Source organism: Peteryoungia wuzhouensis (assembly GCF_003205195.1).
Classification (GTDB): domain Bacteria; phylum Pseudomonadota; class Alphaproteobacteria; order Rhizobiales; family Rhizobiaceae; genus Allorhizobium; species Allorhizobium wuzhouense.
The window spans coordinates 210,821-224,432 of record NZ_QJRY01000008.1; the positions used below are offsets into that span (position 1 = coordinate 210,821).

General features: G+C 61.8%; 17 protein-coding genes. 12 read left to right on the plus strand and 5 right to left on the minus strand.

The window, feature by feature from the left end:
- Positions 1 to 61 precede the first annotated feature (61 nt).
- Complete coding sequence (locus tag DMY87_RS20445) at positions 62 to 925, plus strand: 23S rRNA (adenine(2030)-N(6))-methyltransferase RlmJ (protein WP_110793467.1); 864 nt, start codon at positions 62 to 64, stop codon at positions 923 to 925.
- 29 nt (positions 926 to 954) lie between these two features.
- Here DMY87_RS20445 and DMY87_RS20450 read toward each other — a convergent pair whose 3' ends face one another.
- Positions 955 to 1,896 (minus strand): lysylphosphatidylglycerol synthase domain-containing protein, encoded by a 942-nt coding sequence (locus DMY87_RS20450; protein ID WP_110793468.1) that lies wholly within the window; start codon positions 1,894 to 1,896, stop codon positions 955 to 957.
- A gap of 241 nt (positions 1,897 to 2,137) precedes the next feature.
- On the opposite strand from DMY87_RS20450, the gene DMY87_RS20455 reads away from it, so the two are divergent.
- Both DMY87_RS20455 and DMY87_RS20460 read left to right on the plus strand, forming a co-directional pair.
- Positions 2,138 to 2,893 (plus strand): ribonuclease T2 family protein, encoded by a 756-nt coding sequence (locus DMY87_RS20455; protein WP_110793469.1) that lies wholly within the window; start codon positions 2,138 to 2,140, stop codon positions 2,891 to 2,893.
- A gap of 28 nt (positions 2,894 to 2,921) precedes the next feature.
- On the plus strand, positions 2,922 to 3,518 hold the full coding sequence (locus tag DMY87_RS20460; protein WP_110793470.1) for a glutathione S-transferase: 597 nt from the start codon (positions 2,922 to 2,924) through the stop codon (positions 3,516 to 3,518).
- 73 nt (positions 3,519 to 3,591) lie between these two features.
- Here the strand turns inward: DMY87_RS20460 and DMY87_RS20465 are convergent, their stop codons facing one another.
- Positions 3,592 to 4,254 carry an outer membrane protein gene (locus DMY87_RS20465; protein WP_110793471.1) on the minus strand — a complete coding sequence of 221 codons (663 nt, stop codon included), beginning with the start codon at positions 4,252 to 4,254 and terminating at the stop codon, positions 3,592 to 3,594.
- Between the two features lie 366 nt (positions 4,255 to 4,620).
- Here DMY87_RS20465 and DMY87_RS20470 point away from each other — a divergent pair, with 366 nt between their 5' ends.
- The 5 genes from DMY87_RS20470 (at position 4,621) to DMY87_RS20490 (ending at position 8,876) form a co-directional block, all read left to right on the plus strand.
- The gene (locus DMY87_RS20470) at positions 4,621 to 5,379 is read left to right on the plus strand and encodes an SDR family oxidoreductase (protein ID WP_110793472.1); all 759 of its coding nucleotides are present in this window, start codon (positions 4,621 to 4,623) and stop codon (positions 5,377 to 5,379) included.
- Positions 5,376 to 7,403 (plus strand): excinuclease ABC subunit UvrC, encoded by a 2,028-nt coding sequence (gene uvrC / locus DMY87_RS20475; protein ID WP_110793473.1) that lies wholly within the window; start codon positions 5,376 to 5,378, stop codon positions 7,401 to 7,403. Before DMY87_RS20470 ends, uvrC begins: the two co-directional genes overlap by 4 nt.
- A gap of 118 nt (positions 7,404 to 7,521) precedes the next feature.
- The gene (gene pgsA / locus DMY87_RS20480) at positions 7,522 to 8,103 is read left to right on the plus strand and encodes a CDP-diacylglycerol--glycerol-3-phosphate 3-phosphatidyltransferase (protein ID WP_110793474.1); all 582 of its coding nucleotides are present in this window, start codon (positions 7,522 to 7,524) and stop codon (positions 8,101 to 8,103) included.
- 1 nt (position 8,104) lies between these two features.
- Positions 8,105 to 8,359 (plus strand): molybdopterin converting factor subunit 1, encoded by a 255-nt coding sequence (moaD, locus tag DMY87_RS20485; protein ID WP_110793475.1) that lies wholly within the window; start codon positions 8,105 to 8,107, stop codon positions 8,357 to 8,359.
- Positions 8,360 to 8,396: 37 nt separating this feature from the next.
- Complete coding sequence (locus DMY87_RS20490; protein WP_110793476.1) at positions 8,397 to 8,876, plus strand: molybdenum cofactor biosynthesis protein MoaE; 480 nt, start codon at positions 8,397 to 8,399, stop codon at positions 8,874 to 8,876.
- Here DMY87_RS20490 and DMY87_RS20495 read toward each other — a convergent pair.
- Positions 8,866 to 9,762: a branched-chain amino acid ABC transporter permease gene (locus tag DMY87_RS20495; protein WP_110793477.1), complete on the minus strand. Its 897-nt coding sequence runs from the start codon at positions 9,760 to 9,762 to the stop codon at positions 8,866 to 8,868. The two genes, DMY87_RS20490 and DMY87_RS20495, sit on opposite strands and share 11 nt — an antisense overlap.
- Before the next feature lie 58 nt (positions 9,763 to 9,820).
- On the opposite strand from DMY87_RS20495, the gene DMY87_RS20500 reads away from it, so the two are divergent.
- Together DMY87_RS20500 and DMY87_RS20505 are read left to right on the plus strand one after the other, a co-directional pair.
- Positions 9,821 to 10,372 (plus strand): CGNR zinc finger domain-containing protein, encoded by a 552-nt coding sequence (locus tag DMY87_RS20500; RefSeq protein ID WP_110793478.1) that lies wholly within the window; start codon positions 9,821 to 9,823, stop codon positions 10,370 to 10,372.
- On the plus strand, positions 10,369 to 10,911 hold the full coding sequence (locus tag DMY87_RS20505; RefSeq protein ID WP_342588664.1) for a hypothetical protein: 543 nt from the start codon (positions 10,369 to 10,371) through the stop codon (positions 10,909 to 10,911). Before DMY87_RS20500 ends, DMY87_RS20505 begins: the two co-directional genes overlap by 4 nt.
- On the opposite strand, the gene DMY87_RS20510 is transcribed toward DMY87_RS20505, so the two are convergent.
- Complete coding sequence (locus DMY87_RS20510; protein WP_110793479.1) at positions 10,904 to 11,398, minus strand: RICIN domain-containing protein; 495 nt, start codon at positions 11,396 to 11,398, stop codon at positions 10,904 to 10,906. The two genes, DMY87_RS20505 and DMY87_RS20510, sit on opposite strands and share 8 nt — an antisense overlap.
- Positions 11,399 to 11,573: 175 nt before the next feature.
- Positions 11,574 to 11,996 (minus strand): nucleoside-diphosphate kinase, encoded by a 423-nt coding sequence (ndk, locus tag DMY87_RS20515; RefSeq protein WP_062274915.1) that lies wholly within the window; start codon positions 11,994 to 11,996, stop codon positions 11,574 to 11,576.
- A gap of 151 nt (positions 11,997 to 12,147) precedes the next feature.
- Between ndk and DMY87_RS20520 the strand changes: the two genes are divergently transcribed.
- Both DMY87_RS20520 and DMY87_RS20525 read left to right on the plus strand, forming a co-directional pair.
- Entirely contained in the window at positions 12,148 to 13,014 is an 867-nt protein-coding gene (locus tag DMY87_RS20520) for a helix-turn-helix transcriptional regulator (RefSeq protein WP_165826373.1), read from the plus strand.
- A gap of 43 nt (positions 13,015 to 13,057) precedes the next feature.
- The gene (locus DMY87_RS20525) at positions 13,058 to 13,606 is read left to right on the plus strand and encodes a YbhB/YbcL family Raf kinase inhibitor-like protein (RefSeq protein WP_110793481.1); all 549 of its coding nucleotides are present in this window, start codon (positions 13,058 to 13,060) and stop codon (positions 13,604 to 13,606) included.
- Positions 13,607 to 13,612: the final 6 nt, after the last annotated feature.

Sequence of the window (13,612 nt, forward strand, 5' to 3'; positions counted from 1 at the left end):
CCATGGCCGGAATGCTCAAAAGCCCCATTCGAACAAATCATCGCTCCCATCGGAACCGTCAATGAATTATCGCCATATCTATCACGCGGGCAATTTCGCCGATGTCTTGAAGCATCTCGTGCTGTCGCGGCTGATTGTCTATCTGCAGCAGAAGGACAAGGCGTTTCGCGTGCTCGACACCCACGCCGGGATTGGGCTCTACGATCTCTCCTCCGAAGAGGCGCAGAAGACCGGCGAATGGCTTGAAGGCATCGGCAAGGTGATCGATGCCGAGCTGCCGGAGAAGGTGGCTGAGATCATGGCGCCCTATCTCGACGTGGTGAAAGCGCTCAATCCGGGCCGTGAGACCGGCGGCCCGCTGCAGAAATATCCGGGATCGCCGAAACTCGCCCGCGACCTTTTCCGCCCGCAGGATCGGCTCTCGGCGATGGAACTGCATCCGGAGGACTCGCGCGTGCTTTCCCGCCTGTTCGAAGGCGATTTCCAGGTGCGCGTGACCGAGCTCGATGGCTGGCTGACGCTCAATGCGCATCTGCCGCCGAAGGAGAAGCGCGGCATCGTTCTGGTCGATCCGCCCTTCGAGGAAGAGGGCGAATACGAGCGGCTGGTGGACGGTCTCGCCAAGGCGCATCGCCGCTTTGCCAATGGCGTCTATTGCCTCTGGTATCCGATCAAGAAGGGCGCGCCGATCAAGGAATTCCACGAGGCCCTGCAGGCGCTTGAAATCCCCAAGATGCTGTGCGCCGAACTGCATGTGAAGAGCGACCGCGACCAGACAGGCCTGTCCGGCACCGGCCTCGTGATCGTCAACCCGCCCTTCACGCTGAAGGACGAGATGCATCTGGCACTTCCCGAACTCAAGAGGCTGATGGCGCAGGATCGTTACGCCTCGCATCGCTGCTTCTGGCTGCGCGGCGAAGAGTGACGCCACACCGCCACCGACGGAGGCGGTCCTCAGGCTGCTGGCGGATCCGCCTGTGACAGCTGGGACCGCTCGAACAGCAGGATCACCACCAGTGCCAGCGCGAAGGGTATGATCAGGTAAAAGAGGCGGAACACCAGGAGTGCGGCGATAACATCAGCCGGATCGACGTCCGGCATGCTCGTGACGAAGAGCAGTTCCAGGACCCCCAGCCCACCCGGAGCATGGGAAATTAGCGCTGCGGAGAATGACACCAGGAAGATGCCGAGCACCACCAGGAAGCCCGGATTGCCGACATCCGGCAGGGCGAAATAAATGATGCCGGCGGCGCCGATCAGCTCCAGTGGCCCGATGATCAGTTGCTGGATCACCAGAACGGGCCGAGGATAAGCGAGCACGAAGGAACGGATCCTCAGCGGCCGCAGCCGCAACAGGCTTCCGAGTGCGTAGAGACCGACCAGCGCCAGAAGCACCACGCCCGTCGTCCTCGACGCTGCCACCGGCAGGACATCGACAAAACGTTCGGTGATGTCGGGCTGCAGGACTAGCACCATCCCCATCAGGAAGACCGTGCCGAGCATGAATGTGAACGAGCAGATCGCGACGAGACTGCCGACCTCCGCACCGGTCAAGCCGCGCGAGGAATAGGCGCGGTAGCGCACCACGGCGCCCGAAAACACCGAAGCCCCGACATTGTGGGAGAGCGCATAGGCGGTAAACGAGGTGACGGTGATAAACAGCCAGCTGACGGACCGGCCAATATTTTGCAGCGCAATCCGGTCGTAACCGGCAAGGGCGGCATAGGCGAGCAACGTGGACAGCACGGCCAGCAGCCAACTGATGGGACCGATCCGCGACAGGCTGTCGCCGATCTCGTCAAAGGAAAGCCCGCGCACTTCGCCGAGCAACAACCAAATGGAAAATGCAATCGTGGTCAGACCGACGAGCGGCCAGATAAGTCTTTTCAATTTCATAGCGCCATATCCCGGTCGCTTCCCCTCCCGTTTCCGATGCGCGCGGCGCATCACCGTGTCGACCGACATAGGATGCCGGATAGGCGTTAACCCGTCTTGACTGCCCGACAGGATTATCGCCAGTGTGAGCCTTAAGCGATGCTCAAGGAAGCGATGATGATCAAATTCGCGTCAAGACGATCCGGTTCCATGTCGCGGTCGGCACCTCTGCCAATCCGGCGACCGAGATTTCGCGCCTGAGATGGGGAGGCTGGCTCCTCTCTTCGCGGTTCTGGTCCCGCTCGCCATAGCGATCGGCGCCTGGTTCATGGACGGACAAGGTTCGCTGTCGCGCGGACTTGAGGCTGGCACGCCGAGCGGCAGCACGGATGAGCCGGTGACGCCGGCCACCAAGCCGGCCATCCAGGCTTCCCGCCCTATGGCAGGCAAGGGATTCGACTTTTACGTTCTCTCCCTTTCCTGGTCGCCGACCTATTGCGACAGCGATGCCGGTCGCAACAACCGTGCGCAATGCGGCACCGGGAAACGTTTCGGCTGGGTCGTGCACGGCCTCTGGCCGCAGTACGAACGCGGCTATCCGCAGGACTGCGAGAGCGCCGAAGGCAGCCGTGTGCCGGATGCGATGGCGCGCGGGATTATCGACATCATGCCCGGCATCGGCCTGATCGGCCACCAATGGCGCAAGCATGGCAGCTGCTCGGGGCTTCCCATGGCGGACTATTTTGCGCTGGTCCGCCAGGTGCATGACAAGATCCTGATACCGCCGCAGTTTTCATCGGTTCGCGAACCGCTACAGACGTCTCCTGCGACGATCGAGCAGGCATTTATCCGCAGCAATCCCGGACTGACCCGCTCGGCAGTGGCGGTGACCTGTGATAGTCAGAGAGTCGATGAAGTGCGGATCTGCCTCGACACGTCGCTGGCGTTCCGCACCTGCTCCGAGATGGACCAACGATCGTGCAAGCGATCCGATCTCGTCCTCCCGCCCCAGCCCTGACCCGCAACAAGAGCCACAGGAAACCGTCATGAAGCTGCTCTTCGCGCCCGCCTCGCCCTATTCCTCCAAGGTCCGCATGGCTGCCCGCTATCTCGGCATCGCACTCGAAGACGTGAGGGTGAACACGGCGGACAATCCAGCCGAACTCATCGACAACAATCCGCTCGGCAAGATCCCGACTTTGATCACCGACAAGGGTGACGCGGTCTTCGACAGCCGTGCCATCATGCATTTCCTGCACCGGTCCGCCGACAAGCGGCTTTATCCCAAGGACAAGGAGAAGCGGACGGAGGCTGAAGTGCTGGAGGCGCTCTGCGACGGGATCAGTGACTGCCTGCTCGCCATCGTCTATGAGCGGCGCTATCGGCCGCCGGAACTGGTGAGCCAGGACGTGATCGACCGGCAATGGGCCAAGATCAACCGGAGCCTTGACCATCTGGACAAGAGCCTGCCGAAGACCGGCAAGAAACTGCATGGCGGTCATTTCGCGCTGGCAGCGATGCTCGGCTATCTGATGCTGCGCTTCCCGGGCGAATGGGAAAATGGACGTGCGGCGCTGGCCGAATGGCCTGCCATTTTCGCAAAACACTTCGAGCCCTACCCGGCGCTGCGCCCCAAGGCCTGATTTTTCGCGTCAAAGCGGCACAATAAAAAAAGCCGGGCGAGCCCGGCTTTTCTTGTCTCTACTGACCGGTGGATCAGAACTTCACGCCCATGCCGACCTTGACGGAGTGATCGTCGAAGCCGCGCGAAACGGTCGAGCCACCCAGATCGAAGTCGCGCTTCTGGTAGTCGCTGTAGCGGTATTCGACGCGAGCCGTGATGTTGTCGGTGACGAAGGTTTCGACACCGGCGCCGACCGTGTAACCAGCTGCCAGCTTCTCGTCGCTGTTGCCGCCGCCCTTGAGCTCGTGGTTGGCGACAGCCACACCGGCCGTACCATAGACCATGAAGGGGTTCAGGTCGTAACCGACGCGGCCACGAACAGAGCCGTTGACGCCCTGGGTGCCCTTGAGCGTGCCGACCGGAGCCTGGCTGCCAGCAGAACCGTCTTCACCGGCGTAGCTGAGGTCAGCTTCTGCACCGTAAACGATCGAGCCGCTCTGCATGTTGTAGCCGCCGTAGATCGAACCGCCGAGGCCCTTGGCATCACGGCCGTTGGTCGAGCTGGAGAACTTACCGAAGTCGTAAGTTGCAGCGCCACCGAGGTAAGCGCCCGACCAGTTGCCCGTCGGAGCGGCAACATCGTTTGCCATCGGCGGAGCTTCCGGTGCCTGGTAGATCGCATCGGCGGCCTGGGCGGCCTGGAAAGCACCGAAGGTGGTGGCGGATGCCAGAAGGATAATCTTGAGGTTACGCATACTAATCTCCTTTACAGTTCCGGGCCGCACTTCACTCAGAACCAACGGCGGCCTGAACGTTATTGGGTATTCCCTGCCCGTTCCGAATGTACAAATGGCGGTCAATTGAGGAATTGAAAGAGCCGAAATGTGAATTCATTGTGGCATCGCGACGGCATAAATGGGATGTTGCTTGAATGACACAAACGTTTCGTTAACCCTAACAAATCATTTACGCACAAAGGCATAGTATAACTAAATTCATATCGAAACTTTACTGAAATTGACGTCAGAATACTGACCACGATGAATTCGCGTTGGACGGTTTAAATATCGCAATGACGCCATATATGCAGCGCGAACTCCTGAACGAACAAGGTTAGACCCATGCAAACGGGCATCCCGAAGACTGCTCTCGTGACCGGATCGGCCAAACGACTTGGCCGGGCGATTGCGGAAGACTTGGCGGCCCACGGCTTTGCCGTCGCTTTGCATGCCAACGGTTCGCCGGCCGAAGCGGAGGCCGTGGCCGCATCCCTTCGCGCCGAAGGAAAACAGGCGATCGCGCTGAAAGCCAATCTCGGTAACATTTCCGAGATCGGCAGCCTGATCAGCCGGGCGGAAGCCGAATTTGGGCCAGTCGGGGTTCTCGTCAACAACGCGTCCGTCTTCGAGGATGACAGCGCCACCGACTTCGACGCCCAGATCTTTGACCGGCATTTCGATATCCATGTCCGCGCACCGGCCATCCTGAGCGGCACCATGGTCAAGGCGCTGCCCGAGCACCTGAGCGGGCTCGTCGTCAATATCATCGACCAGCGGGTGTTGGCACTGAAACCCACCTTCTTCTCTTATACGCTGTCGAAGGCGACGCTCTGGACGGCGACGCAGACCCTGGCGCAGGCCTTTGCCCCGAGGGTCCGTGTCAACGCCATAGGCCCCGGCCCCACCCTGATCTCGGAGCGGCAGAAGCCGGAGGATTTTCAGGCGCAGGTGGATAGCCTGCCGCTGAAGAAAGGCCCTTCGCTTGAGGAATTCGGCCGCACCATCCGCTTTCTTTTTGACACGCCATCGATCACCGGCCAAATGATCGCCCTGGATGGAGGCCAACATCTGATTTGGCACGGCACGGAGATCAATGAATGAATGGAGGAAAGCTGCCGGACGGCGGCGTTCTCTATGACGGAACGGAAGACGACGACGAGGACATCGTCGTCGAAGCGGAACCTGCGCGCGCCGGGGTCGAGATCGACTGGCATGTCGACGGGCTGGACGAGACGGGGCTGACCGGCGCCGATCTGATCGGCGAATTCGTCAAGCGCCTGCCCAATTCTCCCGGCGTCTACCGCATGCTGAACAAGGACGGTGAGGTCATGTATGTCGGCAAGGCGCGCAGCCTGAAGAAGCGCGTCAGCAATTATGCGCAAGGCCGCCTGCATTCCAACCGGTTGACCCGCATGGTGCGCGAAACCGTGCATATGGAGTTCGTCACAACCCGCACCGAGGTCGAGGCGCTTCTGCTTGAAGCCAACCTTATCAAGCGCTTGCGGCCACGCTTCAACGTGTTGCTGCGCGACGACAAGAGCTTTCCCTATATTCTCATCACAGGCGACAGCCGGGCACCGGCGCTCTACAAACATCGCGGCGCGCGGGCCCGCAAGGGCGACTATTTCGGCCCCTTTGCCTCGGCAAGCGCCGTCGGGCGGACGATCAATTCGCTGCAGCGGGCCTTTCTTCTGCGCACCTGCACTGACAGCGTCTTCGAAAGCCGCACGCGGCCGTGCCTGCTTTATCAAATCAAGCGCTGTTCGGGGCCGTGTACCCATGAGATCAGCGATACGGGCTATGCCGAACTCGTGCGCGAGGCCAAGGATTTCCTCTCCGGGCGCAGCCAGAACGTCAAGGAATCGATCGCGCGGGCGATGAACGAAGCGGCCGAAGATCTCGACTTCGAGCGTGCCGCCGTGTTTCGCGATCGCCTAGCCGGGCTCAGCCACGTCCAAAGCCACCAAGGCATCAATCCGGCGGGCGTGGAAGAGGCCGATATTTTTGCCATCCATCACGAGGGCGGGCTGTCCTGTATCCAGGTGTTCTTCTTCCGCGCCGGGCAGAACTGGGGAAACCAGGCTTATTTCCCCAAAGCCGATCCGCAGCTCACCAGCGCCGAAGTGCTCAATTCCTTCCTGGCACAGTTCTATGACGATCGGCCCTGTCCGCGTCTCGTGCTCCTGTCGGAGACGATCGAGGAACAGGACCTGCTCGCGGCCGCCCTGTCCGAGCGGGCAGGCCACAAGGTGGCGATCTCTATCCCGCAGCGGGGCGAAAAGAAGGACCTGCTCGACCATGTGAGCGCCAATGCGCGCGAGGCGCATGGCCGCAAGCTGGCGGAGACTGCGTCTCAATCGCGGCTGCTGGCCGGTCTTGCCGAGACATTCCAGCTGCCTTACGTGCCGCGCCGCATCGAGATCTACGACAACTCCCATATCATGGGCACCAATGCCGTCGGCGGCATGGTGGTGGCTGGGCCGGAAGGCTTCGTGAAGGGCCAGTATCGCAAGTTCAACATCAAATCGACCGACATCACCCCCGGCGACGATTTTGGCATGATGCGCGAAGTGATGACCCGCCGCTTCTCCCGCCTGCTCAAGGAAGAGGGTAAACCTGACCGGAGCGTGTCCCCAGAAGAGAGCGGAGACACCCCCTTCCCCGCCTGGCCGGATGTGATCCTGATCGATGGTGGCCAGGGGCAGATGACGGCGGTGCGCAAGATTCTTGAGGATCTCGACATTACCGAGAGCGTCATTGCCATCGGCGTTGCCAAGGGTGTCGACCGCGATGCGGGGCGCGAACGCTTCTTCGTCAAGGACAAGCCGGACTTCACGCTGCCGCCGCGCGATCCTGTGCTCTACTTCATCCAGCGCATGCGCGACGAAGCCCACCGCTTTGCCATCGGCTCGCACAGGGCGCGACGCAAGAAGGAAATGGTCAAGAACCCGCTGGACGAGATCGGTGGCATCGGTCCGACCCGCAAGCGGGCGCTGCTTCAGCATTTCGGCACCGCCAAGGCCGTATCGCGTGCCGCGATCAGCGACCTGATGGCGGTCGAGGGCATTTCCGAGACGGTGGCGCGGCTGGTCTACAATCATTTTCACGAAAGCAGCGGGGATTGAGTGGAAACGACGTGCCCTGGGGCGCGTTCATGATAAAAGACGTTCAGAAATCTTGAGTTGACGGCTCCCGTTGAAACCCCTCAACTGTCGACGCAATTCCATCCAAAGACAGGGCATCATGGCTTCGCGCGCATACAACATTCCCAATCTCCTGACCTACGCCCGTATTCTGGCCGTGCCGCTGATCGTCCTCTTCTTCTTCATCGAAGGGCGGCTGCAAAGCTCCGACTTCGCCCGCTGGGCGGCCCTCGCGATCTTCATCGTCGCCTCGATCACTGACTATCTCGACGGCTATCTGGCGCGCATCTGGAACCAGACCTCGAACATCGGCAAAATGCTCGACCCGATCGCCGACAAGCTGCTGATCGCCTCGGTGCTGCTGCTGATGGCAGCCGACGGCACGATCGCGGGCTGGTCGCTGTGGGCGGCGATCACGATTCTCTGCCGCGAAATCCTGGTTTCCGGTCTTCGCGAATATCTTGCGGCCCTGAAGGTCAGCGTGCCGGTGACACGGATCGCCAAGTGGAAGACGACGGCGCAGATGTTTGCGCTCGCCTTCCTGCTGGCCGGCCCCGCCGGCGACAAAGTGCTGCCTTACACGACAGAAATGGGCATCACCCTGCTTTGGATCGCCGCGATCCTGACCATCTATACCGGCTACGACTACTTCCGCGCCGGCGCCAAGCACATGGTGGACTGAGATGGTCACGCTCGTCTATTTCGCCTGGGTCCGGGAGCGGATCGGCAAGGGTGAGGAAGACCTCGACCTGCCGGCGACGGTAAAGACGGCGGGCGATCTGGTGGCCCACCTCGCCACCCTTGGCGACGAGTATGCCGAGGCCCTGCGTTTTCCCAAGGCGATCCGCGTCGCGGTGAACCAGGAGCATGTGGAGCATGACGAATCGATCGCCGGCGCCCGCGAGATCGGCATCTTTCCGCCGATGACCGGCGGCTGACGCTACCTCGCCCTGTGCCGGCTGGAGGATGCCGACGATGAAGATCCCTACCCCGACGATCCGGGTCCAGCGCGCGGATTTCGATCCTGCTGCGGAAAGCGCCCTGATCACGGCCGGTCGTGCCGATATCGGCGCGGTGGTGTCGTTCGTCGGCCTGTGCCGTGATGAGGCCGGCACGCTCGCGGCCCTCGAGCTCGAACATTACCCCGGAATGGCCGAGGCGGAGATGACGCGGATCGCGTCGCTTGCGATCGAGCGATTTGCGCTGCTCGGCCTCACGGCCATCCATCGTCACGGACGGATCGAGGCCGGGGGGCAGATCGTACTGGTGATCGCCGCTGCTGCGCATCGCCAGGCGGCTTTCGACGGGGCGAATTTCGTCATGGATTTTCTGAAGACCTCCGCGCCCTTCTGGAAGAAGGAGCACGGCAAGGACGGTCAGGCCGGGGACTGGGTGGCCGCCAAGGATGCCGACGATGCCGCGCAGGCGCGCTGGCAGAACCCGATCAGGGAATGATCCGCTCGCGCCGGCTGAGCACCAGCAGGAAGACGAGTGCGGCCATGATCACTGCATCACGCCAGATCATCGGGCCATAGGCGCTCCACAGCGTTTCGGCGAAGCCAATTCCGGCAGCGCCAATGGCGGAATACATGGGGCGGAAATGACCGCCCGCTGCGGCGATCAGCACGACCTTCAAGCCGAGCATCAGGCCCATGCCGAAATCCATGGTGCCGTAGAGAAGCGTTGCCGAGAGGCCAGCAAGGGCCGCAAGCGTGGCCGACGCCAGGAGCGACACCACGAAGACGCGATCGGCGTCCACTCCCAAAAGCCGGGCAGCGAAGGCATCCTGGCAGACGGACTGCCAGAGGCGGCCGGCGCGACTTCGTGTCAGGACAAGCTGGCCGGCCAGCACCAGCGCGACCATCAGCGCCGAATGGATGAGTTGGATCGCGGAAAAGCCGATAGTGAAGCCGTCCATCTCAGCCAAAACGATCTGCCCCTGCCAGAGCGGCGGCAGCCAGAGGCTGCGGGTATCGAGTGCCAGCCGTGCGCCTTCCGAGATCAGGATCACCAGACCGAGCGAGGCGACGATGACGCTGTTGGCCGAACGCCGGTGCAGCGGCAGCATGACGTAACGGGCGCTCGTCCAACCGACCATCAGCGCATAGACGAAGCCGGCAAGCACGCCGAGCAGGAGAGCGGCCGGCAGGATGAGGTAGAGACGCCCCCAGCCATAGTCGACAAACAGCAGGCAGATCTGGCCGGCGAGCGCAACCAGCGCGCCGAAAGAGATATCGGGCCGACGGGTGACACCGAAGGCAATCGCATAGCCGAAGGCGAGGCAGGCATAGAGGCTCGCCACCGGCACCGCGTTCAGAAGCTGTTGCAGCAAATAGGCCATCGCTCCTCCCCGTACATTTATAACTGGTAAAAACCACTTTACCAGTTATATTCGCGTTATGACCTTTTCCTGGACACCCCATCGTTTCGTCGGCGGCGCGCTGGCGCTTGACGTCGCCAACAGCGTCATCCTTCGGCACGGCGGCGAGGCGCGACGCGATCGTTTCGCGGTGGAGGAACAGTTGCAGGCCTTCCCAGAGGCTGCGGCGCGCCTGTCGGCTGAGCGGGAGGATTTTGCGGATTTGCAACGCGTTCCTCACGACCGACGGGAGCAGTTCCTCGAATTGCGCGAGGCGATCGATCACTATTTTCGTGGCCGGGCGCTGGGGAGTGAGGACAGGCTGGCTCTCGCCGACCTGCTGGAACGGATCGCCATGACGCTGAGGATGGCACCCGATGCGCGATGCCTTGACCAGGCAACGGCCCGCTCCGCCTTGCGGCTGGTCTGCGAACCCGAGCCCGAACGCATGAAAATCTGCGGGAATTGCGGCTGGCTGTTTCTCGATCGCAGCAAGAACCGCAGTCGTACCTGGTGCGACATGGCGGTCTGCGGCAACCGCGTCAAAGCCAGCCGCCACTACAAACGCAAGAAGACGGAGACGTTGCCATGATGGCACGACGCAAACTGCTGAGCCTCGCAGCCTCAGTTGCCATGTCGATCCTCCCGGCCTGCCAGCGCGAGGACGTGAAGGAGCCCCTGAAAATCAGCGGAAAGGTCTTCATTTTCAACTACCGCGTGGCGCAGGCAACCTATGTGATCACCCTTGCCCGCAACGGCCCGCTGCCGGACGAGAGTTTTGCCGTGACAAGGTTCGAAAACCCGGCCGGCGGCGCGCCGATCGAGACGCGCACAAAGATCTTTCCGTTCTGGCAGAAGGTGGCTCTCGAAAGCCCGCCGGTCCATTGCATCGTCAAGGGCAAGCCTTACGCGATCTCGATCCAGGTGGTCGACAAGGACGGCCGCCTCCTCCAGGCGATCGACACGACGCTGACCTCGACACTCGATCAGACGATCATGCCGGGAAAACCGCTGGTGGTCGGGCCGATCTATACGCCCAATCCGGACGTCTTTCACGCCGATGGCACACGGGATTATGCCCAGGAGAGCGACTGTCCGGCGACACCGCCAGGCCAGGCTGTGGTCAATTGACGAGCGTCCATAGCTGACCGGAGACGTCTTCGCAGGGCCGCATCTGCGCGTAACGGTCCAGCATGCCACCATTGACGATATCGAGGCAGTAGCCGTTGCCGAGGAACTGGGTGGTGAAACGCATATGTTCACCCGAAGCGGAGATCTGCCAGAGCTGCCCGGAATAGTTTCCGCATGGGCGCATCTGAACCATGTAGGCCGGACTGCCGCCATTGACGACATCAAGGCACATCGTGTTGCCCATGGCTTCGTTGCGGATGCGCACCCATTGGCCCTCGGACATGACCTGCCAGCGTTGGCCCGTCGATTCCTCGTTTGTGTCGACCATAATGGCCAGGTTCTGGAATGGACCGCCATTGACGATCTCCAGCCGCTGCCCCTGCCCGGTGAACACGGTGGCAAGGCCGATCGCATTGGCCAGGGCAATACCGGGTGCCGTTGAAAACGCGAGCGCAACGAGAAGGCATAAGGCGCGGATGGAGAGCACGGCAAAGAACCTCGGTCATGAGCGATGGAGGCATCACTCTAGCGAGACCGAATGGTCGATGCCTGACCAAAGTCTGCAGGCATTTGCCTATTGCGGGCACGAAAAAACCGGGACGTTTCCGTCCCGGTTTCATGAATCGCATCAAAGGGCTGAGGCCAAAACCTCAAAGCCTGATTCAGCCGACGATTTCGGTGTCCGAGAACCAGTACTTGATTTCCTGGGCAGCGGTTTCCGGAGCGTCCGAACCGTGAACCGAGTTCTCGCCGATGGAGAGAGCGTGGGTCTTGCGGATGGTGCCTTCGTCGGCGTTGGCCGGGTTGGTGGCGCCCATGATTTCGCGGTTCTTCAGGATGGCGTTTTCGCCTTCGAGAACCTGAACGACGGTCGGGCCGGAGGTCATGCCTTCAACCAATTCGCCGAAGAAGGGGCGTTCCTTGTGAACGGCGTAGAAGCCTTCGGCTTCGCGCTTGCTCATCCAGACGCGCTTGGAGGCGACGACGCGCAGGCCTGCGTCTTCCAGCATCTTGGTGATGGCACCCGTGAGGTTGCGCTTGGTTGCGTCCGGCTTGATCATCGAGAAGGTGCGTTCAATCGCCATCTGTCTCATCCTTGTTGGTGTCTGAAGGGAAAGTGGGCGGTATCTACAAGGCCCGAATCACGAAGACAAGAGGGATGGACGAATTTCACGCCGACGTCATAATTGTCGGCAGCGAATGGCAGGACGCACAGACGCGCAAGGGGATTTCGCAGTGATCGAGAGAATATCGGGTCGGATCGCGCGTTTCACGCATGTCGTGCCGGCCATCGGCGCCCATTGCTTCATCATGCAGGCGACCTCCGGCACCTTCCGACGCCTGCGCGCCGACCAGCCGGGGCTGATCGTCGTGCGGCGGGGGTGCAAGCGTATTTCCTCCAACCGGATCGACTTGGAGGAAGGCCCGGGAGCTGCCATCGTTCTGCCGATGAATGGAGAATGGACTGTCGTCAACGAGATTGCAGCGGGTGACGATTACCAGGCCGACGCGTTCGTGTTCTCGCCCGAACTCGTTGCGGCTTATGCCGATTCTAACCGTGCGCCTCTGCGCGAAGCCGCGACCTTTCGGCCGGATGCCGACTTCGAGGGCGCCCTCGAACGGGCTGGCCGCGCATTGACGGAGGCTGACCAGCCCGACACGATCCGACGCCATCTTCTCGGCGAGATCATCGTGCGGCTGGATGCGCTGGGCATGAACCTGCGCCCCGGCGAAGGTGAAAGCCTGCAGGACCGGATCCGTGCGCTTGTTGGCAGCGATGTCGCGGCGGAATGGACGGCAAACCGCGTGACCTCGGCGCTCGGCGTCAGCGAGGCGACGCTGCGCCGCAAACTCGCATCATCAGGCACAAGCCTCACAGATATCCTTGTCGATATCCGCATGACGCGTGCCGTCGGCCTGCTCCAGGCAACCGAGTTGCCGATCAACCAGGTGGCGCTGGAAGTGGGCTACGAATCGGCCTCCAAATTCGCGGCCCGCTTTCGCGAACGTTTTGGCATGGCGCCCCGCGACATCCGCATTCCGGCAGCGGAGATTGCACGAACCGGGGCCGAGCTTGATCGGATCGGAGCCGCAGCCGAATAGCGAAGCGGCTAGATTGGGTCTCCAGACATCGAAGGAGCCCATCATGACCAGACCTGCATTCAAAACCGCCCTTCTGACCCTGACCATTCTCGCCAGCCAGGCGCAGGCGGCCGAGTTCAGCCTGTCCAGTCCCGACATCCGCGATGGCGGGACGCTTGCCGAGGCACAGGTCGCCAACAGCTTCGGCTGTAGCGGCCAGAACATCTCGCCCGCGCTCCAATGGAGCAACGTGCCGGAGGGAACCAAGAGCTTTGCCGTCTCGCTCTACGATCCCGATGCCCCGACAGGCTCCGGGTTCTGGCACTGGGTGATGTTCAACATTCCCGCAGATGTCACCGCACTGCCGGCCGGCATTTCGCCTGAGAGCGGCGCGCCCGGAAGTGCCATCCAGAGCCGCGCCGATGCCGGCTATCCGGGCTTCCTCGGCGCCTGCCCGCCCGAAGGGCAGACCCACAGCTACGTGTTCACCGTGACAGCGCTCGACACGGACAAACTCGATCTCGATTCGTCAGCCAGCGGGGCGTTGATCGGTTTCATGACCAATGCCCATGCTCTGGCCAGGGCCTCGATCTCGGTGCGCTACGGCCGCTAGGGATTC

Coding starts and splice junctions, on each gene's coding strand:
- DMY87_RS20445 (WP_110793467.1), top strand. CDS start 62: ATGAATTATCGCCATATCTATCACGCGGGCAATTTCGCCGATGTCTTG.
- DMY87_RS20450 (WP_110793468.1), bottom strand. CDS start 1,896: ATGAAATTGAAAAGACTTATCTGGCCGCTCGTCGGTCTGACCACGATT.
- DMY87_RS20455 (WP_110793469.1), top strand. CDS start 2,138: ATGGGGAGGCTGGCTCCTCTCTTCGCGGTTCTGGTCCCGCTCGCCATA.
- DMY87_RS20460 (WP_110793470.1), top strand. CDS start 2,922: ATGAAGCTGCTCTTCGCGCCCGCCTCGCCCTATTCCTCCAAGGTCCGC.
- DMY87_RS20465 (WP_110793471.1), bottom strand. CDS start 4,254: ATGCGTAACCTCAAGATTATCCTTCTGGCATCCGCCACCACCTTCGGT.
- DMY87_RS20470 (WP_110793472.1), top strand. CDS start 4,621: ATGCAAACGGGCATCCCGAAGACTGCTCTCGTGACCGGATCGGCCAAA.
- uvrC (WP_110793473.1), top strand. CDS start 5,376: ATGAATGGAGGAAAGCTGCCGGACGGCGGCGTTCTCTATGACGGAACG.
- pgsA (WP_110793474.1), top strand. CDS start 7,522: ATGGCTTCGCGCGCATACAACATTCCCAATCTCCTGACCTACGCCCGT.
- moaD (WP_110793475.1), top strand. CDS start 8,105: ATGGTCACGCTCGTCTATTTCGCCTGGGTCCGGGAGCGGATCGGCAAG.
- DMY87_RS20490 (WP_110793476.1), top strand. CDS start 8,397: ATGAAGATCCCTACCCCGACGATCCGGGTCCAGCGCGCGGATTTCGAT.
- DMY87_RS20495 (WP_110793477.1), bottom strand. CDS start 9,762: ATGGCCTATTTGCTGCAACAGCTTCTGAACGCGGTGCCGGTGGCGAGC.
- DMY87_RS20500 (WP_110793478.1), top strand. CDS start 9,821: ATGACCTTTTCCTGGACACCCCATCGTTTCGTCGGCGGCGCGCTGGCG.
- DMY87_RS20505 (WP_342588664.1), top strand. CDS start 10,369: ATGATGGCACGACGCAAACTGCTGAGCCTCGCAGCCTCAGTTGCCATG.
- ndk (WP_062274915.1), bottom strand. CDS start 11,996: ATGGCGATTGAACGCACCTTCTCGATGATCAAGCCGGACGCAACCAAG.
- DMY87_RS20525 (WP_110793481.1), top strand. CDS start 13,058: ATGACCAGACCTGCATTCAAAACCGCCCTTCTGACCCTGACCATTCTC.